Source organism: Pseudonocardia sp. Cha107L01, assembly GCF_052566575.1.
In genome coordinates this window covers 9,120,753-9,144,023 of record NZ_CP199579.1, presented here as the reverse complement: position 1 = coordinate 9,144,023, position 23,271 = coordinate 9,120,753, and the positions used below count along the sequence as shown (strand labels likewise).

Annotated in this window: 19 protein-coding genes and 1 pseudogene; 15 read left to right on the top strand and 5 right to left on the bottom strand. The window is 65.5% G+C overall.

Going from position 1 to position 23,271, the window contains the following annotated elements; translation table 11 throughout:
* The first annotated feature begins 24 nt into the window (after nucleotides 1–24).
* Both ACTXG6_RS43075 and ACTXG6_RS43070 read left to right on the top strand, forming a co-directional pair.
* Complete coding sequence (locus ACTXG6_RS43075; protein ID WP_445185059.1) at nucleotides 25–1,290, top strand: lipopolysaccharide biosynthesis protein; 1,266 nt, start codon at nucleotides 25–27, stop codon at nucleotides 1,288–1,290.
* The gene (locus ACTXG6_RS43070) at nucleotides 1,287–2,312 is read left to right on the top strand and encodes a glycosyltransferase family 4 protein (RefSeq protein ID WP_445185058.1); all 1,026 of its coding nucleotides are present in this window, start codon (nucleotides 1,287–1,289) and stop codon (nucleotides 2,310–2,312) included. The genes ACTXG6_RS43075 and ACTXG6_RS43070 overlap by 4 nt, the downstream gene beginning before the upstream one ends.
* 213 nt (nucleotides 2,313–2,525) lie before the next feature.
* On the opposite strand, the gene ACTXG6_RS43065 is transcribed toward ACTXG6_RS43070, so the two are convergent.
* Nucleotides 2,526–3,290 (bottom strand): O-antigen ligase family protein, encoded by a 765-nt coding sequence (locus ACTXG6_RS43065; RefSeq protein ID WP_445190277.1) that lies wholly within the window; start codon nucleotides 3,288–3,290, stop codon nucleotides 2,526–2,528.
* A 1,114-nt stretch (nucleotides 3,291–4,404) separates the two neighbouring features.
* Between ACTXG6_RS43065 and ACTXG6_RS43060 the strand changes: the two genes are divergently transcribed.
* From ACTXG6_RS43060 to ACTXG6_RS43005, 12 genes are all read left to right on the top strand, one after another.
* Nucleotides 4,405–5,598: a hypothetical protein gene (locus tag ACTXG6_RS43060; protein WP_445185057.1), complete on the top strand. Its 1,194-nt coding sequence runs from the start codon at nucleotides 4,405–4,407 to the stop codon at nucleotides 5,596–5,598.
* A gap of 81 nt (nucleotides 5,599–5,679) precedes the next feature.
* The gene (locus ACTXG6_RS43055) at nucleotides 5,680–6,810 is read left to right on the top strand and encodes a glycosyltransferase family 4 protein (protein WP_445185056.1); all 1,131 of its coding nucleotides are present in this window, start codon (nucleotides 5,680–5,682) and stop codon (nucleotides 6,808–6,810) included.
* Between the two features lie 299 nt (nucleotides 6,811–7,109).
* Nucleotides 7,110–8,327: a non-hydrolyzing UDP-N-acetylglucosamine 2-epimerase gene (gene wecB, locus ACTXG6_RS43050; RefSeq protein ID WP_445185055.1), complete on the top strand. Its 1,218-nt coding sequence runs from the start codon at nucleotides 7,110–7,112 to the stop codon at nucleotides 8,325–8,327.
* Between the two features lie 64 nt (nucleotides 8,328–8,391).
* Entirely contained in the window at nucleotides 8,392–9,606 is a 1,215-nt protein-coding gene (locus ACTXG6_RS43045; protein ID WP_445185054.1) for a DegT/DnrJ/EryC1/StrS family aminotransferase, read from the top strand.
* A complete protein-coding gene (locus tag ACTXG6_RS43040; protein ID WP_445185053.1) occupies nucleotides 9,603–10,592 on the top strand; it encodes a Gfo/Idh/MocA family protein in 990 nt (329 codons plus the stop codon). The genes ACTXG6_RS43045 and ACTXG6_RS43040 overlap by 4 nt, the downstream gene beginning before the upstream one ends.
* A complete protein-coding gene (locus ACTXG6_RS43035; protein WP_445185052.1) occupies nucleotides 10,589–11,281 on the top strand; it encodes an acyltransferase in 693 nt (230 codons plus the stop codon). The genes ACTXG6_RS43040 and ACTXG6_RS43035 overlap by 4 nt, the downstream gene beginning before the upstream one ends.
* 9 nt (nucleotides 11,282–11,290) lie before the next feature.
* Nucleotides 11,291–12,160 carry a hypothetical protein gene (locus tag ACTXG6_RS43030; RefSeq protein ID WP_445185051.1) on the top strand — a complete coding sequence of 290 codons (870 nt, stop codon included), beginning with the start codon at nucleotides 11,291–11,293 and terminating at the stop codon, nucleotides 12,158–12,160.
* Nucleotides 12,157–13,299, top strand: coding sequence for a glycosyltransferase family 2 protein (locus ACTXG6_RS43025; RefSeq protein WP_445185050.1), 1,143 nt, complete (start codon nucleotides 12,157–12,159; stop codon nucleotides 13,297–13,299). The genes ACTXG6_RS43030 and ACTXG6_RS43025 overlap by 4 nt, the downstream gene beginning before the upstream one ends.
* Nucleotides 13,300–13,334: 35 nt before the next feature.
* On the top strand, nucleotides 13,335–14,678 hold the full coding sequence (locus ACTXG6_RS43020) for an FAD-dependent oxidoreductase (RefSeq protein ID WP_445185049.1): 1,344 nt from the start codon (nucleotides 13,335–13,337) through the stop codon (nucleotides 14,676–14,678).
* Nucleotides 14,675–15,667 carry a polysaccharide deacetylase family protein gene (locus tag ACTXG6_RS43015; RefSeq protein ID WP_445185048.1) on the top strand — a complete coding sequence of 331 codons (993 nt, stop codon included), beginning with the start codon at nucleotides 14,675–14,677 and terminating at the stop codon, nucleotides 15,665–15,667. The genes ACTXG6_RS43020 and ACTXG6_RS43015 overlap by 4 nt, the downstream gene beginning before the upstream one ends.
* On the top strand, nucleotides 15,664–17,223 hold the full coding sequence (locus ACTXG6_RS43010) for an ArnT family glycosyltransferase (protein ID WP_445185047.1): 1,560 nt from the start codon (nucleotides 15,664–15,666) through the stop codon (nucleotides 17,221–17,223). Before ACTXG6_RS43015 ends, ACTXG6_RS43010 begins: the two co-directional genes overlap by 4 nt.
* Before the next feature lie 141 nt (nucleotides 17,224–17,364).
* Nucleotides 17,365–17,622 (top strand): hypothetical protein, encoded by a 258-nt coding sequence (locus ACTXG6_RS43005; RefSeq protein ID WP_445185046.1) that lies wholly within the window; start codon nucleotides 17,365–17,367, stop codon nucleotides 17,620–17,622.
* Between the two features lie 153 nt (nucleotides 17,623–17,775).
* Here the strand turns inward: ACTXG6_RS43005 and ACTXG6_RS43000 are convergent.
* The 3 genes and pseudogenes from ACTXG6_RS43000 to ACTXG6_RS42990 form a co-directional block, all read right to left on the bottom strand.
* Nucleotides 17,776–18,920: pseudogene (locus ACTXG6_RS43000) on the bottom strand (IS701 family transposase).
* 205 nt (nucleotides 18,921–19,125) lie between these two features.
* A protein-coding gene (locus ACTXG6_RS42995; RefSeq protein ID WP_445183569.1) for an IS3 family transposase occupies nucleotides 19,126–20,297 on the bottom strand; the annotation gives its coding sequence in 2 pieces (ribosomal slippage) (nucleotides 19,126–20,045 and nucleotides 20,045–20,297; 1,173 coding nt in all).
* 114 nt (nucleotides 20,298–20,411) lie between these two features.
* Complete coding sequence (locus ACTXG6_RS42990; RefSeq protein ID WP_445185045.1) at nucleotides 20,412–21,485, bottom strand: IS110 family transposase; 1,074 nt, start codon at nucleotides 21,483–21,485, stop codon at nucleotides 20,412–20,414.
* A 194-nt stretch (nucleotides 21,486–21,679) separates the two neighbouring features.
* Between ACTXG6_RS42990 and ACTXG6_RS42985 the strand changes: the two genes are divergently transcribed.
* Nucleotides 21,680–22,039, top strand: a complete 360-nt coding sequence (locus ACTXG6_RS42985) for a transposase (RefSeq protein ID WP_445190276.1) — start codon at nucleotides 21,680–21,682, stop codon at nucleotides 22,037–22,039.
* Here the strand turns inward: ACTXG6_RS42985 and ACTXG6_RS42980 are convergent.
* On the bottom strand, nucleotides 21,993–23,084 hold the full coding sequence (locus ACTXG6_RS42980; RefSeq protein ID WP_445183367.1) for an IS110 family transposase: 1,092 nt from the start codon (nucleotides 23,082–23,084) through the stop codon (nucleotides 21,993–21,995). The two genes, ACTXG6_RS42985 and ACTXG6_RS42980, sit on opposite strands and share 47 nt — an antisense overlap.
* Nucleotides 23,085–23,271 lie beyond the last annotated feature (187 nt).

Sequence of the window (23,271 nt, the reverse complement as noted above, 5' to 3'; positions counted from 1 at the left end):
CGGGGAACAGGTTGAGTAGTAGCCGTGACGCGACAGGTGATTGACCCGAATAACTATCCCGGCCCGTTGCGCTTATTGCTAGGCCGGGTCGGGGGCGTAGCCGGCGCACTTGCGCTCGGCCAGGTCATCGTTGGCTTAACCTATATCCTTGCCGCGCGAGCTATTACGCCGGCAACGCTCGGAGCCATCTCCGCCTGTGTCGCTGTCGGCACCATAGCTTCCACGATATTCGACGCGGGGCTGGGCGGTCTGCTGCTACGGGATGTTGCCAGCGACAAGCTCACTCTCACGGGCGCCCGAGCTGTGGTCCGTAGCAAGCGACGTCTTGCGGTGGTTCTGCTGGTCCCTACCATGGCGATGAGCTTGGCCGTCGCGCCGAATCCGCGTATGGGTCTAATTCTTGGCTGCTACGGATTGGCGCTCTGGGAGGCGCAGACGGCGAACGGACTTCTGCGGGCCCAGGAGCGGTTCTGGTGGGCGGCAATCGGTCAGCTTTCGGGACGTGCCGTCTCTCTGATGATCGTGGTGATCTCGATACTTTGCATTCCTCGCCATCTTGCAGTCGACTATGCGATACCGGCCGCTCTTGTCGGGGCGTTCGCAATCGAGGCAATCGTTGGTCGCGCAGTTCTCGGTCCTCCCGGTGCGAGGCCTATGGAGCAACGCCGGGCATGGGCGTACTATCGAGAGGGACTCGGATACGGCCTGGCCGCACTCGCCGCTTCGGCACAATCACTCGATACGCCGCTGGTCGCGGCTGGTGGCGGGATGCTCGATGCGGGTCTCTATTCGGCGGCGGGGCGTCTGCTCAACCCTCTAGGCCTTCTCGCGAATTCTCTGGGTTTGGTTGGCACACCCGCTCTTGCGCGGGTGAGGTACGACCCGGTGAGACTGCGTAGCGAAGAACGTAGACTACTGCGAGTCACTGTCTGTCTCTGCCTCGCCCCGCTCGTGGCCGCAGCTGTCGGGCCTGCGCTACTTCCACTATTGCTCGGCGAGAACTATCGAGCTTCGGGCGCTGTGTTCGCCGTGCTAGCCGTAGGTTCAGTCTTTTCCACACTCAACCAGCCGATGGCAATCGTCGCCCAGAACCGCGGTCGTCAGACCGTTGTCGCGGTCGCAATCGGCATTGGTCTCGGCATCGGTCTGGCTTCGACCTTCTGCCTGGCCTTGATCGGTGGCGCGACCTGGGCGGCGTTCGGATTCATGATCAGTCAGCTCTACATCCTTGCCCACCTAGGTCTGACTGTTCGCTCTCTTCGGAGAGAAGTCGTGGAGGGACCTGCATGAAGATCACAGAGGTACTGCCTCGACCTGCGATCGGAGGGGCCGAAACTATGGTTGAGCAGTTGAGCAGCCATTGGCGGGCCGAGGGCCACACCGTAAATACCGTATATCTCGATCCTGAGGGAAACCCAACGGGTCGGTTCAGGCGGGTGGTCGATCTGAGCCGTGCGCTTAGCGAGGTGGATCCAGACGTAGTACATGCTCACTCCGCACTGCCCAATTGCTATGCGCGACTCGCTTCTAGAGGGCGCTGGCCGGTGATCACTGTTCTCCACAGCGCGGGTCGCGACCTTGACATCCGTTCACTGAGGATTGCTGAAAGGCTCCTTTCTCGATGGACCTCTCATATCATCGCGGTGAGCCCCGGCCAAATAGATGAGTACCGTCATGTCATTGGAAATCGAGTAGGTATGAGCCTCATTCCAAACGGTGTCCGTAGTGATATCCAGCTCCGGACGCATGCTTCGATGCGGTTGGGCCGAGTGGTCGCGGTGTCTCGTCTTGATCCACAGAAGCGAATGGACGTGTTGTTTGCTGGCTGGCGCCGCGCTGGTCTCGACGCCGAACTTAGGGTAGCGGGACAGGCATCCGACTGCCGTACCCAGCGGCGAGTTGAGCGCTGGGCGGCACATACGCCGAATCTGGAACTGCTCGGCCGGGTGGATGCCATCCCGGCATTGCTGGCACATAGCGACCTGCTTGTGCATACGGCCGATCGAGAGGCACATGGAAGCCTCGTTGCGATAGAGGCCGCCTGCGCCGGGCTGCCTGTCATAGTGAGCGGCGCGGTTGCCGCAGACCTTCCCGATGACTTGTCAATGTTGACTTTCCGCACGGGGGACCCTGACTCACTGGCCGCAACGCTTCGCGCGGCGGCTGGCTCTTTTTCAGAGCTGTCCAGCGCTGCGATCGAGCGGGCACCGTCACTCGCTCGGGAGTTTTCGCTCTCCGTATGTGCCGACCGTCACCTGGCGGCTATGCGCGCCTGTCAAGCTGACCATCCTCGATCCGGCACGAGCGTCTGACCGACGAATCGGCTCAGGTCAGGCATCATTGAAGTGGAACCTCCACCTGAGTACGGAATCGGTTGCGCGATGCGGTGGGTCTTTTGATTCTGCGCTTCAAATGGCTCGGGTCCAGGCGAACTGCACGCACACCGGAGCGGCCGGCCAAATTGTCGGCCCGGAGGCGAGATGCACCTGTTGAAGCCGTCGCTCTTCGCCAGTATAGAACTGTTGTTAGCTTGGCCGAACTGATCTCGCCGCTGCGGACGTATCTCTATCGGTATCGTTCGGGTGGATGTATACGTGCTCAGCGATCTCTCTGCGTGAGTCAGCGATGATGATGCCGAAGAGGATCGTGAGCGCTACTGCGAATCCTTTGTCTTCGATCCATGGCCCGAACGGGATCAGGGTGATCAACACGGCTGTCCATCCACAAGCGGAGGTTATCCCAGGTGATGGACCACAGGAACGTCGAATCTTTTTGACGGTGATGGCCACGGACGCTAGGAATGATCCGATGATCACTATTCCTATAAGGCCGAATTTCGCAGGAACAATTCCAGGTGCGTCCAGGCCGAACGTAGTAGCCGGTGGTAGTGTGTATAGATACCCTGGTCCAGTGCCGAATGCGATGTGGTTGATGAAGGCTTCGGCCGTCAGGTCGTAGGCGGCTCTCCGCGCCTCGTAGCTACCATCCGCGTTGGCGTCGCCGACCACAACCGTCAGTGCCTCATTGAGGCGCCCTTCAAGAAAGGTTGGATCTGATACGAAGAACTGTGCGACCACTGGCGTTACCACGAGAATCGTCAGGCCGACGCCAGCCAATAGTCCTAATATTTTTCGAGGTGAAAGGCGACAATTATGTGCGGAACCCACGACACCCGCAAAGGCCGCAAGAAGGACTAGATTGGTACGAGATCCGGTCATCAGCATTGCAACCAAGATGATGACCGATGTGGCGGCCCAAGTCCAGCGTCGAGCACTCGAAGGTAGACCCACTTTGGTGATCGCGTATGCGAAGCACAGACCGGGTACAACGGTGCTGGACAATACGAACCCGCCGAACGGTAGAGCCGAGACTCCTCGTCTGCTTAACCACTCAACAGTGAGCCCAACGCTGGTACCTAATCCAATGGTAACGAGCCACCATCGGTTCCATCGAGGTGATATGCTTCTCCCCGCTTGGATGCCGATGTACGGCAAGAATGCAATGAGAAAATATGGTAAAATGTCCCGAAACCATCGGTCGAATGGTGTTCCATTAGAACGCGAAACCACCCAGGTGAAACAAAGGTAGACCACGAGTAGAGCACTGCAGGCCACTAGAGGCTTGAATTCGTCCCGGATCCCGCCCTGTGGCCGCCGGATCCCCTTCAGGCTGAGCCCGAAACACAGGAGCGCGAAGGCGAGATATCCGTACTTCAAGACCGTGAGGTCTGACTGGAAAACGATGAGTGCGCCTGCTCCGGTTAGGACCAGGCGACTTTTTGGTCCGATCAGACACAATGCGGTGCCAATAATGATCGAGGCACCCTCGGAAAACAGCCATAAGCTGTGTCCGGCGATTAGTCCGAAACTCAGTGAAATGATTCCGACGAGAAGGAAAAAGCCGCAAACGGGCGCGAGATTGAGGGCAGTTCGCCCAGATCTGCCGTAGGTCCTCACCGAAGTGGAGTTCACGGCATGTACCTCGTTGGATTAGTCGATAGGTGGGCACTTGGATAGATCTTGCTACCTAATCAAGCCGAGTTCAAGGATAACGGCACAATAGTCGGATGGGTCTGCGTGGGCTCAATTCATGCTCCGTTTAGAGATCAACCATTATCCATTATTCATCATCCATCGCTATCCGGCCGTCGCGATGGTTGGGGAGCGGTGGTTGCGGAGTGGTCACAGTCATCGGCATACGGGTCGACCTGATTTGCGCACCCTCTTGAAGTACTGTTGGGATCTCAAGTACGTACGCTAGAGCCTGGAAATCTCCGTCGCGTCGTCAAGATTGAGTAATTGACTCCCATCTCGGACGAATCCCGAGACTGCGTGCGGCCCTATATCGACGAGTAGTCAGTCGTGACGATGCCTCCAGCCTAGTGCATAGCTGAGCATCGAAGCTGTGACCGAGGCTGGAGGCTTCGTCGTGCGACTTCGTGACCGATTTTCACCCGGCATGTTGACGAGGGAGATGGCGGACGTGCGCGCTTCGCAGGTCGATACCGTGGTGGAGGTCGCCGTTCTTGAGACCAACCCCAGAGGTCACCGGATGCACTACGTCAGATATCTGGTCGATGCCGTGGGGCCCGAGCGCTGCGTCGTGCTGACCAGTGATCGAGCCGCCAGCTCGGAGGAGTATGCTACACACCTGGCCTCGGCCGCCGAGTGCACTGCGGCACTGCCTGACGTCGACACTCCTCGCGCGGCACTCGCGGCCGCGGTGTCGATGGCCCGGGCAGCCGGCGCCCGCTTGCTGATCGTGCCCGATGGCGACTTCTACCTCGTCCCGTTATTGATCCTGCTGCTCCGCCATCCACGCCTTCCTCTCGAGGTCCGCCTCCTGATCATGAGAACGACGGCGATCAACGGTCCGGAGCGCCTGCGGGCCGCCACCCTGGTGAAGCCTTTACTGGCCCAGCTTGTACGAGTGTTCCGTCAGGCGCGTGTCATGTTCCTGACCGACGCACTCGGTGTGGTTCGCGCGCGACCGGGCTACCCGGGCATTCGGGCTGTCAAGGATCCGGTGGTCCCTGTCGGGCAAACAACCCATGACCCACCCGATTGGCTGCCGCCGAGGCGCCCCGGTCGCCCGCTAGTCGGCGTGTTCGGCGTCATCACGCCTCGCAAGAACCTTCCGCTGCTGGTCAAGGCGATGAACCTCTGTCCCTCGGCCGTGTTGGTGGTGGGTGGGCCCCTGGAACTAGGGACACGTGAATTCGTCTCCGCCGATGAGGACGTCCGACGACTCGCCGCCTCGGGGCGCCTGATCATCGCTGACCATCTGTTCAGCACGGATGCGTTGGCCGCCGCGTTGGCCCATGTCGACGTTGTTGCGGTGTTGCACGACAACGACGCGCCGAGCGCCATCCTCGCGCAGGCCTGCGTCCGTCACACCCCTGTCCTGGTTCCCGGTGGAGGGTGGCTGGCCCAAGTGGTCGCGACCACAGGGGTGGGAGTTGCGACCGCACTGACTGCCGAGGCCGTCGCCGAGGCGATTCATCAGGTCATCGGGAATCGACAGCGGTACATCGAGGCCGCTCGGGCACAGGCACCGCAGATCAACACGTCGGATTTCACCGAACAGCTACTCGGGTGATGACCCCACCGAGCGATGGATACTTCTCGACACAGGTCGGGGATCGTTGATGGGTCGTCCGTACATTCTTGAGGAAGCCTCATGAAGATTGCGTGGCTCACCAACGTTCAGGCTCCCTATCGTGAACCGATGTGGCGGGAGATCGCCTCGCTCGTCGATCTCAAGGTCTCCTTTCTCTTCCGTGAGGAAAAGATCCGCCATTGGGAGTGGCGGGATGCCAACGGCTACTCCTCCTCGATCGTCGGTACCCGACAGGTCCCGCTGCCCGGGTCTGTGTCGCGCCGTCTCGACGAGCCGCGGCTGGCGATTCTCCGCCCGGGCGTAGCGGCGGACATTCTGCAGGGGGCGGACGTGCTCGTCATCCATGAATGGTGGCAGCTCGCCTACCTATGGTGTGCTCTGCGCGCCCGGATCCGTGGCATCCCCTACATCATCTACTCCGAGAGCACGCTGGATAGTCGCCAGTTCCGCGGCGGCTTTCCGGCGTGGTTCCGATCGCAGGTGTTCAAGCACGCCGGCGCGGTGATCACGCCCGGACTGAGCGCTGCCCGCGCGGCCGTAGCCAACGGCACTGCGCCATGGCGGGTCGTCGAGTCGGTCAACAGCATCGACCTGAGCCAGTTCGACCGGCGGGTCCGGGAGCTGCGCACCGGTCGCGACACGTCCGGGCAGCACCGCTTCGTCTACGTGGGCCAACTCATCACGAGGAAGAATGTCGCCGCGCTGATCCGCGCCTTCGCGGTCACGACCAGTGAGGACACCCTAGTCATCGCCGGCGATGGCGTTGAGCTGGACGCTCTGAAAGCTCTGGCGAGGGAGTGCGGCGTCGATGAGCGGGTCCGGTTCTTAGGCTTCCTCGAGGAACCGGAGATCGTCGCTCTCCTGTCGGAGTGCCACACCTTGGTACTGCCCAGCACCGAGGAGGTCTACGGTTTCACCGCTCTCGAGGCGTACGTCGCGGGCCTGCAGGTCATCGTGTCGAACGTGGCCGGGATCGCCTCGAACCTCGCGGGCCGCCCCGGGACCTGGATCGTCGACCCCACCGAGGCAGGGCTCGGTCGTGCGCTACGAGAAGCCCCTGAGCGATGGCTGGGCTGGCTGGAGGACGTCGATGTCGAGGAGCTCGCTTCGCCGCGACGCGTAGCCGCCGACATCATCCGTGCCGTGGATGTCGCACATCGAAACAGGCTTGACCGCTCCGCTACCCGGTAGTCGGAAGCCGCGCCAGCTGCGCGAGAATAACGCGGGGTTCGGTGAACACCGCGTGCATTGCCATCGACGGAATCATTGATTTGTTCTCGATTTTCTTCCGCTAGCCCTGTCGGGAATTCCGGTCGGTCACGCTAGCTGAGAGCATCGTCAGTCGTGATGATGCCGAGAGCGACACGCTCGTAGGAAGCTTGTTCAGGAAAACCGAGCGCACTCGGAGAAGTTCTCGACTTGCCAGATGCCGATTCGCGGCTCATCGCCAGACATTGTGCTCAACAATGTCATGTAGTCAGGGTGGTCTAATGACACTACCGCGTGTGCACCTGGTGGTGGGTACTCGCCCGGAGGCCGTCAAGATGGCGCCGCTTGCCCTGGCGCTGCGGCGAGCCGGACTGCTCGAGCCGGTGCTCGTGGCCACCGGGCAGCACCCCGCGATGGTCACCCAGGCGCTGACCGCATTCGACCTCACACCTGACGTGCGCTTCCACCTGAATCGGACCACCGGGGAGCAGGCAGAGCTGGTCGCGCACCTGTGCCGGGAGCTGGACCGATTGCTCGTCGAGCAGGACAGCGCGGCTGTAGTAGTCCAGGGTGACACCACGTCGGCGTTGGTCGGAGGTCTGGTGGCTTTCTGGCGGCGGGTGCCGCTGGTGCACCTGGAGGCCGGGCTGCGATCGGGCGACTTGACCGCGCCGTTCCCAGAAGAGGCCAACCGCCGCATGCTCGGCGTGGTCGCCGACCTGCACCTCGCCCCGACGCGGCGAGCCGTGAACGCGCTGCTTGCCGAGCACACCCCGCTGAACCAGGTGTCCCTGGTCGGGAACACAGTGGTTGACGCAGTCATGGACGTGGCCTCCCGGGACGTGCCGTTCGCGGATCCGCGGCTGGCGGAGATCGACCGCCGGGTGGCAACCGGCGAGGCGCGGCTGATGCTGGTCACCGCACACCGTCGGGAGTCCTGGGGAGCGCCGCTGGACCGCATCCTGACCGCCGTCGACACCATCGTCCGGTGCCGGCCTGATGTGGTTTGTGTGCTGCCCGCGCATCCCAACCCGCTGGTGTGTGACCAGGTCCACCGAGCTCTGTCCACCACTCCGCGCACCGTGGTCACCGAGCCGCTGCCCTACGCGACTCTGTGCCGTCTGCTGGCCCGGGCGAGTCTGGTGCTCAGCGACTCCGGCGGGATCCAAGAAGAGGCCCCGTCGTTCCGGGTACCGGTTCTGGTCCTGCGTGACGTCACCGAACGGATGGAGGCGGTGTATGCGGGTTGGGCCACGCTGGTCGGTTCCGACACCGACAGGTTGGTGCGCGAGGCCCTGACCGTCCTGGACGGCCGCCACACGCTGCCTCGGGCAGGCAACCCGTTCGGCGACGGGCGGGCTAGCGCGCGATCGGCCCAGGCCATCGCCGCTCTCCTGGGGAAGGCGCCGCCACCCAGCCAGTTCGTCCCACCAGCCTTCGAGGACGTCGACACCAATCGCGTGAGCTCCGGGCGATCCGCCCGGGCCGCCACGACCTGACCGGGAGTAGATCGTGACCCTGACCTCGTCCACTGAGTCCCGCGCCCCAGCCGCCGTGACACCGATGAGTCTGCCCGACGACCAGTCGGCGAGCGGGCGGAGCTTCGACGACGTTGAGCTGCAGCTGGTCGCCGAAGTCCTCCGCTCGGGCACTTTGACCAGCACCAAGGGGACAATGGTGAAGCGGTTCGAGGCCGCGGTCGCCGAGCTGATGGGGGTGGGCCACGCGGTGGCGTGTGCCTCGGGCTCGGCGGCGGTGCACTGCGCAGTGGCCGCTCTCGACCCCGACCCGGGCGCCGAGATCGTCACTACGTCCATCACTGACATGGGCGCCCTGACCCCACTGCTTTACCAGGGTGCCGTCCCGGCTTTCGCCGATGTCGACCCGGTGAGCGGAAATGTCACCCCCGAGTCGGTGGCCGCCGCGATCTCCGACCGGACCAGAGCGGTGATCGTGACGCACCTGTTCGGCAACCCCGTCGATGTAGCCGGGGTCCGAGCGGTGGCCGACCGTGCCGGAGTTCCGGTCATCGAGGACGCCGCTCAGGCCTACCTGGCCGCCACCTCGGAGGGGCGCGTCGGCGGCCTCGGCGCGCTCGGAGCTTTCAGCCTCCAGCAGGGCAAGCACATCACCTGTGGCGAGGGTGGCTTCGTCACGAGTAACGATCCCGAGCTGGCCCGGGCTGTTCGGCTGTTCGTGAACAAGTCCTGGCCCTACGGTGAGCCGAATCCGGACCACCGCTCGATCGCGCTGAACTACCGGCTGACCGAACTACAGGGAGCCGTGGCGCTCGGCCAGCTGAGCAAGCTGCCGGCCGGGGTGGCCCGCCGCCGCGAGGTGGCCGCACAGCTTGACGAGGCCCTGGCCGGAGTGCCAGGACTGACGCTCGCGCCGGCTCGGGACGACCACGAACACGCCTACTGGCGCTACATCGTGCACATCGACCCCGAAGTGGTTCCAGGCGGCCCGGTCGCGGTGGCCGCCGAGCTGCGGCCACTCGGTATCGCGGCCGCTCCCCGCTACATCTCCAAGCCGGCGTTCCGGTGCGGCGTGTTTGCGGACCGGAACACCATGGGCGACAGCCACTGGCCGTTCTCCCTCGCTCGCCCTGACGCGCTCGACTACTCGGCCGAGAGGTTCCCCGGCACGTTCGCGTTCCTGGACTCGGTCCTGGTACTCGCCCTCAACGAGCGCTACACGGCTAAGCACACCGAGTACGTGGCGCGCGGGTTGCGCACCGCCGTGAACAGCGCGCGCGATGCGGGGGTGCGGGCATGACTGCGCTCATCCGGGTCGGGCTGATCGGCTGCGGAGGCATCGGCCAGGCGCACGCCGCGGCCGCCGCCGACTGCCCGGGCGCCGTCCTGGCCGGCGTCGCCGACGCACGCGCCGAGGCGGCCGGGAGCACCGCCGCCACGTACGGGACCGAGGTCGTCCCGGTGGAGGCACTACTGGACCGGGACTGCTTCGACCTCGTCGTGGTGGCCTCGCCCCCGGCGACCCACACCGACGTCGTCGAGCCGTTGCTCCGGGCCGGCGTCCCGGTGATCTGTGAGAAGCCGTTGGAGGTCGATCTGGCGGCGGCGCGCAAGCTGGTGGCGGTGGCGTCCGAGACCGGTACCCCGATGACCATGGCGGCGAAGTTCCGGTTCGTCCCGGACATCAACCAGGCCCGCGAGTTGGTCCAGGGCGGGGCGATCGGCAAGCTGGTCAAGGTCGAGGTCAGCTTTGCCGGCTGTGTCGACATGAGCCGGCGGTGGAACGCCGACCGCACGATCTCCGGCGGCGGGGTGCTCATCGACAACGCCACCCACGGTGTCGACCTGGTGCGCTACCTGGCCGGGCCGCTCGCCGCGGTGCTCGCGGTGGAGGGCCCGAGGGCTCAACAGGTGACTGTGGAGGACAGCGCCACCCTCCTCGCGCACACCTCGTCGGGCGCGCTCGCGCAGGTGGACGTGACCTGGTCCTTCCGTCGACTGTCCAGCACCTACCTGAGCTTGTTCGGCACCGCGGGCACGGTCGAGGTGGGTTGGGGCGGCGGTCGCGCGACCACCGTGGACCAGCCGGGCGGATACGACTTCGGTACCGGCTACAACAAGATCAACTCACTGCGGACCAACCTACGGGCGGTGCTCGATGCACTGGCCGCGGGTGGCCCCATGCCGGTGTCGCTGGCTGACGCACTCGCCGCCGCCGCCGCGGTCGAGGCCGGCTATCTCTCGCTGGGCCGGTCGGCCTGGGTACCCGTTGAGGAGCAGCCATGACCACAGTCGAGAGGATTCACTCCCTGGCGCGGGTGCATCCCTCCGCGATCGTCGAGTCGGATGTCGAGCTGGGAGCGGGTACCCGGGTTTGGGACAACGCCCACCTCCGCGCTGGGGCGACGGTCGGGCGGGACTGCATTATCGGAGGTAAGACCTATCTGGCCAATGCGGTTCGCATCGGCGACCGGTGCAAGCTGAACGCAATGGTCTACGTGTGCTCCGGAGTCACGCTTGGCGACGGGGTGATGGTGGCGGCGAACACCACATTCACCAACGACTTCTACCCCCGGGCATGTGTCAACGATCTGTCGGCGTTGCGTCCGTCGGAGGTCGACGAGCACACCACGTTCACCAGTGTGCAGGACGGTGTGACGATTGGCGCGAATGCGACGATCGGCAGTGACCTGGTGATCGGTCGGTTCGCCATGATCGGCATGGGCGCAGTGGTGACCCGGTCGGTCCCGGCCTACACCCTGGTGCTGGGGAACCCGGCTCGCGCGGTGGCCTTGGTGTGCCGGTGCGGCCGCCCCATCGCCAGCCTGTCCACGCCGCCGACCAGCGACCGCGTTGACTGTTCGAACTGTGGCCTGAGCTATTGGCTCGACGAGGAAACCGTGGAGCGTGACTCGTGCGACGGTGACCTGACCCCGGTCGAGCAACTGGGTGTGTCGGCCAAGCTGGCGGGTTGAGGCGCGGACATGATCGCCTATCTCGAACTGGTCGGGGCAGCCTTGGCCTACACAGCGGGGAACCTGCTGCAGACGGTCGCCGCCGGGCGGTCCCGCCGGATCGATCGGCTTGATCCAGGCCTCCTTCGCCGGCTCGCCGACGATCGGCTCTACCTGCTGGGATTCACCGCGCAGGTGCTGGGCTTCGGGCTGGCCTTCCTGGCCAGGGCGACCTTGCCGCTGTACCTGGCGCAGGCCGGATCCACCTCGGCCGTCGGGCTGACCGCGATCGTCGGGATGATGATCTTCCGCTGGCGGATACGTCGGTTCGAGGTGGGCGCACTGCTCGCCATGGCCGCCGGGCTGCTCCTGCTGGCCGTTTCGGCGTTGCCATCGCCCGCCGAGCCGATGTCGGGGGGCACCACTGTGCTCATGGTCGTCTCGCTCATGGTGGCGGTCGGGTTGGCCGCGCCCGCCGCCCGCATCCCGGGAGCACGCGGCGCGGTGGCCATGGGCATGTGCGCCGGCCTGGCCTACGGGGTGCTCGCGGTGATCGGCCGCACGCTGGCCGGCGGGCCGCTGCTGATGTTGCCGACCCGTCCGCTGTTCTGGCTGATGGTGCTGGCCGCCCTGGTGGGGCAGAGCCTCTTCGCCTCCGCCTTGCAGCGCGGGTCCACCACCGGCACGGTCGCCGCGATGGAGGCCATCTCGACCCTCTCGGCGGCCGCCGCCGGGCTGTGGCTGCTGTCCGACCAGGTGGTCGAGGGCCGGGGCCCGTGGATCGGCGCCGGGCTCGTGCTGATCATCGCCGGGGTGTGGCTGCTGACCGCCGTGGTGCGAACGCACGAGGCAGTGGATGACGAACTGGTGCTCAACCCGACCAAGGAGGCTGCGGCGTGAGCGACGTGCCTGCCCTCGTCGACCCGATCCCCACGGGGACGGTCATCATCCCAGCTTACAACGAGGCCGAGAACATCGCGGTCTCGTTGCACAAGGTCGTCGAGGTCCTCGAGTCGGCGCTGGCCGATCGCCGCTGGGAGATCGTGATCGTCGACGACGGAAGCCAGGACGCCACCTCGGCCCAGGCCCGCGCCGCGGTCGACCGGTTGGGCGCCTCGGCGGTCCGCATCCGGGTGCTACGTCACCTGGCCAACCAGGGTCTCGGCGGTGCCTTGCAGACCGGCTTCAAGGCCAGCACCGGGGACGTGGTCGTAGTGATCGACTGCGATCTGAGCTACCACCCTGACCACATCCCGAAGCTGGTACGCGCCCTGGAGTCATCGCACGCCGAGGTGGCCGTCGCATCTCCGTACATGGTTGGTGGCAGCACCCGGGACGTGCCGGCGGGCATCGAGCGCCGCAGCCGGATCGCCAACAGCTTCCTTTCGGCCGCGTCGAACAGCGGGATCGCCACCCTGACCGGGATGGTGCGTGCCTACCGGGGCCCGTTCATCCGGGGCCTGGCGCTGAGGGCGACGGACGACGGCATCAACGTCGAGGCGTTGTACAAGACCGGGGTCCTACGGGGCCGGGTGCAGGAGGTGCCGGCGGTACTGGACTGGGGCGGCCTGGCCGCTCGCGCGGGGCGTTCCCGGATGCGCGACCGCCGGGTGCGGACCAAGACCTACAACATCCTGGTCAGCGGTCTGATGTTCCGACCCTACCTCGCGTTCGCATTGGGCATGCTGGCCCTGATCGGTGTGGGCGGGGCCTTGGGCCTGACCGCGATGCTGCTTCCCGGGATGCAGCTCGGCCTGACCGTTCTCGGGGTGTCACTGCTCGGCACCGGGATCCTGGTGCTCTTCGCCGGGTTGCTCAGCATCCAGGTCAAGCGAAGCTTCGAGGAGCTGTACTTCCTGCTCGGGCACGAAAATGTCGGTGTGCCGAGGGTGGCCGAGGACGAGGGTACGGTGTCGGCCGACCGCGCCGGGCTCAGTCTGGTGCACACTGAGACGGCGGCGATTTCCCCCGATCCGGGCGTGATCACTGGCTCCGTGCCGCACCAGCTGAGCTCTCGGCCCGGTTTGGGCGCGACGTGACCGCGGCGTTTGACCGAGGCACGCGGTGGGCGGTCGTGGGCGGCGGGATGCTGGGTGCGGCGGCCGCCCGAGCGCTCGCCGCCGACGGTGGCTCCGTGGTCCTCTACGAGTCGGCGCCGGCACTCGGTGGACTGACCTCCGCCTGGCGGCTGGAGGTGCCCGACGGCACGTCGGTCACGTGGGATCGTTTCTACCACGTGATCGTCGGCAACGACCGCCGGGTGCTCGCGTTGGTTGACGAACTCAACGTCGGCCCGGTGGTGTGGAACAGCGCCCGCGCAGCCTGTTACGCCGGCGACCGCCAATACCCCGCATCCTCGGGCGGGGAACTCCTGGCCCTGCCGTTCCTGGGCACGATGGCGAAGCTGCGTATCGCACTGACCGTGGCATGGGGCGCGTTGTGGTCCTCCCCAGAACGCTTCGACCGGATTACCGCGGCACGCTGGCTGCGCCGTTGGTCGGGATCTGAGGCGACGGAGCGTCTCTGGCTGCCGCTGCTGCGCGCCAAACTCGGTCGGCGTGCCGAGGAGGCCGCCGCGACCTTCATCTGGGCCACGATCCGGCGGCTGGTGACGGCGCGGTTCCAGGGTGGGGACTCAGACCGATTCGGACATGTTCCTGGCGGATACGCCGTTGTGTTGGGCGCGTTGGCCAACCGGCTGCAACGTGACGGAGTGGAGGTTCGCACCGCCAGCCAGGTCCACCGGGTCGCGCGGACCGAGCACGGCCTCGAGGTCGAGCTCGGCGACGGCTCGGTCGACCGATACGACAAGGTGCTGGTCACCACGGCCGCGCCGATCACCGCCCGGCTGTGTCCGGACCTGTCCAGCACTGAGCGAACCCGGCTGAACGAGGTGCCTTACCTTGGGGTGATCTGCCCGTCGGTGCTACTGCGGCGTCCGGCAGCCGGGGCGTACATCAGCTACGTCACCGATCCGAAACCGTTCACCGCGGTGATCGAGATGACGGCGCTCGTCGACCCGGCCGAGCTGGGCGGACATCACCTGGTTTATCTGCCGCGGTACACCGCCCCGGACGACCCGGCGTTCGATACGACGGATGACCAATTGCGCCAGGAGTTCCTCGGGGTCTTCCTACCCATGTACGGGCTCACCGAGGCCGACGTCCTGTCCTTCTCGGTGGCCAGGGCCCGACTGGTCCTGCCGGTCCCGACCCCCGGTTACCTCAGCCGGGTACCCGACGTGGTCACCACTGTCCCCGGCCTGTTCGTGGTCGGTAGCGCACAGATCGTGGACGGGACCCTGAACGTCGAACAGACCTTGAAGCTGCTGGACGATGCCTGGCCTCGGCTGGGTGTCGCGGCGGGGACTCCGCCGGTCCGGCAGGCCGGACAACACTTGCGGGGGATGGTGCAATGAAGCTCCGAACCACGGCCAGCGTCTCGCTGGATATGGACAATCTATGGTCTTACCTCAAGACGCACGGCGACCCCGATTGGGAACGCCGACCGAGCTACCTGCTCGAGCTGTTGCCGAGGATGCTTGACCTGTTCGACGGCCATGACCTGACCGCAACCATCTTCGTGGTGGGCGCCGACGCGGCCCGCGAGGACGGAGCCAAGGCAGTGGCCGAGCTGGCCGCGGCGGGCCACGAGATCGGCAACCATTCGTTCGAACACGAGCCGTGGCTTCACCTGTACCCGAGGTCGCGCATGGAGGACGAGCTGTCCCGCACCGAGGACGCGGTCGTCGCGGCCGGCGCGCCGCGGCCGACCGGGTTCCGGGGCCCGGGTTACAGCCTGTCCGCCGATCTCCTGGAGCTCCTCGCCGAGCGCGGCTACCTCTATGACGCCAGCACGTTGCCGACCTGGATCGGCCCCCTTGCGCGTGCCTACTACCTCCGGGCGTCCGACCTGAGCGAGGAGGAGCGCCGGCGACGCAAGGCGCTGTTCGGTTCGGCGCGCGACGGCCTGCGCCCGGTGCACCCGTACCGGTGGCTGCCCCACGATCTGCTCGAGCTACCCGTCACGACGATGCCGCTGGCCCGGGTGCCGATGCACGTGTCCTACCTGATCCATCTGCACGGGACCTCGCCCCGACTTGCGCGAGCCTTCTTCCGCACCGCCCTGGCGGCCTGCCGACTGCGTGGCGTCGGGCCGTCGCTGTTGCTGCACCCGCTCGACCTACTGGACGCCCGGCACGCGCCGGGGCTGGAGTTCTTCCCCGGCATGGCGATGCGTGCCGAGGAGAAGGCGCGGGTCCTCGACTGGGCGCTCACCACGTTGAGTGCGCAGTTCGACGTCGTGGGTACCGGCGAGCACGTCCGGCGGATCGACAAGGCCGGAGTGAGTCGGAGCCGATCCGCGGCATCCGCCACGCCGACCGAGTCCATCCGGAGCACCCGGTGAGCGCTGGCATCGCCGCCCCTGTGGTAGAGGCGGCAACCCGACCGCGGCGCCGCGCGTTCGACCTGATCCGTGAACGGTCGGCCGAGTTGATCATCATTGCGGCCGTGCTGGTGAGAGTGCCGCTGGTCTTCCTGCCTATCACTTACCGGGAGGATATCTGGCGACAGGCCGACACCGCGTCGATCGCCCGCAATTTCCTCACCGACCCGAACATCCTCTTTCCTCGGATCAACTGGGGTGGAGCGGGTCCGGGCTACGTGGAATCCGAGTTTCCGCTCTACCCGTGGATGGTGTCGCTGCTCTACCGGATCTTCGGCGAGCATGTCTGGCTGGGACGCGCGGTCGCGCTGGTGGCCAGCGCGGTGACGTTGTGGCTGTTCTGGCGATTGGCCGATCGGGTACTCACGAGAAGGGCCACTCTGTTCGCGCTCGCGTTCTTTGCTGTGAGCCCGCTGTTCCTGCGACTGTCCGTTGCTTACATGCCAGAGGCCACCACCATGACGGCCTACCTGGGGTCGCTGTTGTTGTTCGACCGGTGGCTCACTGACCGTCGCTGGTCCACTGCGTTGTCATGCGGTGCGGTTACAGCCCTGGCCGGGCTGTTGAAGCCCACCGCCCTCAATGTCGGAATCTTGTTCGTGATCCTTCTGCTCGTTCGACGCGAGTCCCGTCGCCTACTCTCCGGCCAGGCAGTTGCGCTGGCGGTCATCGCGTTGGTTCCGGTGGGCGCGTGGTTGTGGCACGGCGCCGCGCTCCATGCCGAGTTCGGCAACACCTTCGGTGTCATCTCCGGTGGTGACAACAAGTTCGGCAGCCTCAAATACTGGATCTCTCCGCGTTTCTATCTCGGTACGGCGAAGCTGGAGATGATCTGGGTTTACGCCGTGGGAGCGTTGCCATTGGCGATCATCGGAATAATCGTGGCTGTGCGTCGTCGCGGTCCGTGGCTGGTGCTGTCGGGATTTCTTGCCATCGCCGTGTACTTCCTGGTGGTGGCGCGGCCCGCAGAGAGCACCTTCGGTCTTCAATACCACGTGTTCGCCATTCCGTACGCTGCACTGGCGGTCGGCCTAGGCGCCGACTGGCTGGTCGGTCTTCAGAAAATGCGCACTGCCGGGCCGGTCAGGCTGGCCCGAGCCGCTGCGGCTCTCCTCGCTGCCCTGACCGTCGTGGGTACGGCGCACATCTACGCCGACGAGTTCCGCGACTATGGTGCGCAGACGATCGCCTGTGGGAACGCGATCCGGGAGACCGTCCCACCCGACGACCTTGTGATTGTCACGTCGTCGGAGCCGAGGTCCATTGAGGGCGAACCCAACAACTATCAGGATCCGACTCTGTTTTTCCACGGCAACCGTCGCGGATGGAGCCTGCCGACGGACCAGGAGGACCCGTCGTCTGTAGAGGGATACCGCCAGTCCGGCGCACGATGGCTGATTATCGGCAGCCGCGCGCAGGTGCTGAGCAGCCCACGATTCGAGGCTTACGTAGCCGGATTTCCGCAGCGTGGGCCGGGGGGCGATGCTGAATGCGGAATCTACGATCTCAGGCCATGAACCGGCCGGAGAAGAATCGCGCGCGAATGACCCTTCCGACAGTCTCGAGGACTCGTTGATGTTCCCTCGGTTGTACAGACTCGAGTTGCTGGATGATCACTCATTCCAGTAGTCCGGAGGACAGAGCTACATACCTAAGCAGTGCCGCCGGAATTCCGGCGCAAGGCGCTCGAAGTCGTAAAGGCCGGTCGTCGTGTCGCGCAGTTCGCGGCCGATCTCGACATCGGCGAGCAGTGCATCTACTCGCGGCGGCGCCAGGGACTGGTGGATTCCGGGCAACTGCCAGGCATGATCAGCGGCTCCAAGCCGAGCTCGTCGACGCTCGCCGGCGGATCGCCGAACTCGCCATTCGTTGTCGCCCCGCTGAGCCGGTCTAGTACTGCAACGGCAGTTATGTGAGTGCGTAGCCTCGTCGGCGGTAGTGGCTGTGGCGGGCTTGGTGTTGTCGTCTTCGTCGCCAGGAGAACCAGTGCCAGATGTGCTCGACTGCGTGGGTGTGTCGTAGCAGGAGGTGAACGAGCAGGCGTCGGATTTCCGGTAGCGTGAAGCTGATCATGTGGTGTTCGCTGGTGTTGGTTCCCCCTTTGTGAGCTGGCTTTTCACCGCGACCAGCCAGGCGTGGGCGAGCATGGACAAGGTGATGTGGGCATACCACGCTCGCCAGCTGCGCACTTGGTAGTGATCAAGTCCGGCCTCGTTCTTGGCCTGTTGGAAGCATTCTTCGATCCGCCAGCGTGATCCGGCGGTCCAGGCCAGATCGAGCAAGGTTGATCTTCGGGGTCCGAAGCAGACGTAGTAGGCGATCTCACCGGGCGCCTGGCCGGGCTCAGTGATCTTGCGGCGGGCCAGCAGCCAGTGCCCGCGCCCGGGCGCCCAACTGATGCGGATCGGGACCCGTGCCCAGTCATAGTCGCGGGGCCCGTGCGCGCCGGCGCCGACCGACAGTCGCCGCCACGCCCGCGCCGGCAGGGCGGCGATCAACTCGTCCGCGCGGCGCTGCCCAGCGTCGGTGGTGATCAGTGTGTCGTTGCACTTGGTGGCCAGCACATAGGGCGCATCATGCTGTTCCAGCCACACCCGCAGGTACTTGACCTGGCCATAGGCTTCGTCGGCGGTGACCCATGAGAACGCCACGCCGGCGTCGATGGCACGCCCAGCATCGCCATCGCGTGGCGGGGTTTGGTGGCGAACTCCACCTCGTCGGGTATGCCCGCGCCCTGGCAGCGTGCCCGATCGGCGGTCCACGACTCAGGCACATACAACTCGCGGTCGATCAACGCATGCCCTCGAGGCGAGGCGTAGGCCAAGAAGGTGCCGATCTGACAGTTCTCCACCCGCCCCGCGGTCCCGGAATACTGCCGCTGGACCCCGGCCGACCGCGTGCCCTTCTTGAGGAACCCGGTGTCATCCAGGATCAACACCCCACCCGGATCTCCGAGGCGCTCGACCACGTACTCACGCACATCATCACGGACCCCATCAATGTCCCAGTCGGCCCACCGCAGCAGCCGCTGCATCCCATCCGGAGACGCCTCACCAGCGCGTTCGGCCAGCGTCCACCCGTTTTTACGCTCCAAACCGGCAACGAGCCCGGCCACATACTCCCGCATCCGAGCCCTCGGCTCGGCCCGCGCAAACCGGCCCGCTACCCGCGCATGCAACCGATCCAACTCCACCGCCGCAACATCAACCACCACACCAGCAATGATCTACCACATGTCAAGCAACTGCCGTTGCAGTACTAGGAGTGGGCTTCCCCTCGTAACGTGGAGACATCGCCTTAGAGGAGGTGGGGGCGATGGCGGAGTCACGGCGGAAGTTTGACGCTTCTATGTGTGTCAAGACCGTTTGATGTGGGTTCTGGGCCGCCCCGCGTTTTCCGGATAGATCCTATTCGTGTTGTTAAGCCGCTGACCGCTGATTCTGGTACTCGGTCCGAGCTTCCTGTGGTGTTCGGTAGCCCAGCGCCGAGTGGAGACGTTTCGTATTATAGTGGAACTCAATGTAGCGCGCGACATCCTTGCGGGCATGTTCACGCGTTGGGTACACAGTTCGATTGACCCGCTCAACCTTCAGAGTTGCGTTGAACGATTCCGCCTGGGCATTATCGAAACATGAGCCTACCCGTCCGACCGAATGGCGCAGGTCGAGCTGGTCAACCACCTCGGCGAACGCACGACTAAGATACTGGGAGCCGTGATCGGTGTGAAATATTGCCTCCGGTTCCAGGTGGTGGTTGCGCGCCGCCATACGCAATGCGTCGATAACCAACTCGGTGCGCATGTGCTCGGCGATTGCGTACCCGACGCATTCCTTGGTACAGCAGTCAATAACGGTCGCCAAGTAAGCGAATCCGTCCCAAGTCGGCAAATAGGTGATGTCTCCGACCATTTTCGTGCCCGGGGCGTCCGCGCTGAAGTCGCGGGCCACCAGGTCTGGCAGCGCCTCGGCACCCTCCCCGGCCTCAGTGGTGGTCGGCCGCCAGGGACGCGGCTGGCACGCGACCAGGTCCAGCTCACGCATGATGTCACGGACGAGCTCGGCGCAGCACTGGTCGCCCTGACGGACCAGGGCGGCATGGACCCGGCGGTACCCGTAGGTGCCGTCGGACTCGTCGAAGATCACCTGGATGAGCGCGGCTAAGTGCTTGCGACGCCGGGCAGTAGCCGACGGCGGACGGTCCACCCACTCGTAATAGCCCGAAGTGGACACGGCAAGCCAAACGCACGCTCTTACCACCGGATACTGTGCCTTCTCCGCATCGATGAACGCATACTTCTCGCTCACCGATACTCCTGCGCGAAGAAGGCCGCCGCTTTCCCCAAGAACTCGGTTTTCATCCGCAACTCGCGGACCTCGCGCTCAAGTTCGCGGAGCCGTGCGCGTTCCGATAGACTCAACGGAGGTTCGTCACCAGCATGCTCGGCCCTGTACTTGCTCACCCACGACCCGAGAGTCCCTTCGTGGACGCTTATCTCCCGAGCTACCTCAGCAATGGGGCGCATTGACTCGACGACCAACCGCGCCGCCTCGGCCTTGAACTCAGGACTGTATTTACGGCGTTTTTCCTGCACCTTCCGCCCTCCATTCCGGACGAGACCTTATTGGGTCCCCTATCCGGAATCGAGGAGGCTCGCCATTCCTCCTGTCGTGTGAGCTGGCGCGGCCAGGGCCGTTCGGGCGCTGATTCACAGGCTGGGTGCAGCGACGGTGGTGGGAGCCATCGCGGTGGTGAGGGTGCGGAAGAGCTGGCGGGCGATGTAGCGCTTGATGCAGCGCCGGATCTCCCTGGGGGTCTTGCCTTCGGTGGTGCGCCGGGCCACGTAGGCCTGGGTGGCGGGGTCGCTGCGGATCCTGGTGTTGGCGATGACGTGGATGGCCTTGTTGAGCGCTCGGTCGCCACCCCGGTTGAGTCGATGGCGCACGGTGCGCCCGCTGGAGGCCTCGATCGGGCTGGTGCCGGCGAGGGCGGCGTACGCGGCGTCGTTACGGCACCGCCCGGGGTGGGAGAACGAGACGATCGCTTGCGCGCCGGTGACCGGCCCGATCCCACACCGGTCAGTTAGCGCTGGAACGAGGTCGTTGACGATCGCGGCTAGCTCAGCCTTGTTGGCCGTCAGCGCCCGGGCGGCCTCGCGTAGTGCGAGGGCCAGGCGGCGGATCTCGGCGTGACGCACGGCCTGGGCTCGACTGGCCTCCCGAGGTTGGCGACGTTTCACCAGCTCAGACAACATGGCGGCGGTGAGTTTCCCGCAGGCGAGACGACGGTCAGCGTCGCCCCCATCTCGCAATAACGCCTTGAGACGGTTGGTCTGCGCGGTGCTGGTGGTGGTCAGATCCTCCCGCGCGCACAGCAGGATACGCAGGGCCTCCCGGTCTCCGTCCGCGCGTGGGGTGGGCAGCTTGTTCACCTCGAGACCGAGAGCGAACAGCACCGCCAGATGCGCGTCGATCGGGTCGGACTTGCCCTTGCCTCGGCGGGTCTTGCGGCGGGGTTGCTCGGCCTCGATCACCGGTAGCCCGACGGCGGCCGCGGCGCGGCCCAGCCCGACGCCGTAGCTACGGGTCCCCTCGATCGAGACCACCAGCCTCGGTCCAGGAGCATGGTCGAACACCCAAGCCAACGCCTCGGCATGGCCGGCGTTGTGGTTGCCGAACGAGGCGGTGGCGATCACCGCGCCGCTGGGGTAAGCGATCTCGAGCTGGTTAGTGTCGCGGTGGGTATCGGCACCGATGACTGCATCGGTGACTTCTGAGAGCATTACCACTGGCCGAGGGCCCTTCCAGGGGTTGCGGTCAACGTCGGCACCGGCCTGGATGAGGGTCACCGTGGTGGCAGATCTGTGACGGGTCACGCTCGCGCGGACATGCTTCTAATCAAGCCAACTGGTGGGGCCAGGCTGGTGCCGGCAACCACGACCGACAGGTCAAACGAAGGGCACGCTGAAGCGGCCAGATCAGGATTGAGTCACGTCGGGTCACCGGCACCGAGCCTGGTGGTTCTCCATCCAGGAGTACCGCAACGACACTCACAGATCAGGATTTCAAGGAGGGCGCGGTCCGGTTGGTCCGCGAGACCGGGCACCCGATCGCGCAGATCGCGAAGGACCTGGGGATCAACCCGGGCACGCTGGCCAACTGGGTGGCTTTGGACCGTCGGGCCAAGGACGGCAACGGTCGACTCAGCGAGGACGAGCGGATCGAGCTGGCCCGGCTGCGGCGGGAGAACGCCGAGCTGGCGATGGAGCGTGATGATGCCCCTATGTTTGTCAAGCGGCGTGGTGGAGTGATCTCGGGCCACTTTCCGGCTCGATGATGATCTGGTAGACCTCGCGGGCGATGTAGCGCTTCAAACAGCGGATGATCTCGCGTTTGGACAGTCCTTCGGCGATGCGACGTTGCACGTAGGCGCGGGTGCGGGGGCACCAGCGCAGCCGAGTGATCACGATCATGTAGAGCGCGGAATTCGCCTTCCGGTTGCCGCCGCGGTTGAGCCGGCGCCGGTTGGTCTTGCCCGAGGAGGCCTCGACCGGGCTGGTGCCGCACAGCGCGGCGAAGGAGCCCTCGTGGGTCATCCGTTCCGGGTTGTCCCCGGCGGCGATGAGCAGCTCGGCGGCGCAGTCTGGGCCGATCCCGATCTGCCCCAGCAGCTTGGGGGCGCGCCGGTGGACGGCCCGAGCAAGCTTGCCGTCGAGCTCGGCGATCTCCGCGGAGAGGGCCTGGATGCGCTGGGCCAGCAACCGCAGCGTGTAGAACGTCGCGCCGGCGAGGTCGGTGGTGGCCGGGACGGTCAGGGCGGCGCAGTGGCGCACCAGCGCTTTGGTGCTCAGGGCGGCCAGCTCATCGCGGAGCTCAGGGTCGGCACCGATCAGCACGCTCTGGAGTTGGTTGATCGTCTGGGTGCGTGACTTGATCGCCGAGGACTTGGCCAGCTTGAACAGCCGCAACATCTCCACGTCCCCGTCGCTGCTCTTCGCGGTCGCCGTGGCCTGACCGGAGAGCACCGCGCGGGCGGCGGCCTCGGCATCGATCGTGTCGGTCTTGCCGCGACGGCGCCGAGTGGCTCGGTCGGGTTTGTTGACCTCGATCACCGCGATGCCGCCGGTGGCACGCAGGTGCCGGGCCAGGGCCTTGCCATATGAGCCGGTGCACTCCACCCCGGCCCGGCGCAGGGCCCCGAACCCGCGCGCCCAGCCCAGCAGGGACTCGTAGCCGCCCGCGGTGGTCGGAAAACTGCGCCTGCCCAGCACCACACCGAGCAGGCTGATCACGACTGCGGCGTGCACGTCTTTGTGGGTGTCGATCCCGAGGATCACCTCTTCGCCGGCATTGGTCTGGTCGGGCTGGTTGGGCTGGGGCATGCTGGGCACCGGTCGTTCGTCTCCTGGCAGTGTGGGGAGCGGATTGGCCGTCACCGGGCCGGTGCGGTGCGGTCAGGACTGTGACGGTGCCCTGTTCGCGGCAAGGCCCCTATCGGGACACGCACCCGCCGGCCCGGTGGCAGCAAGCACCGCCGCGACCGGCAGGCCGACCGATCATCACCAAGGC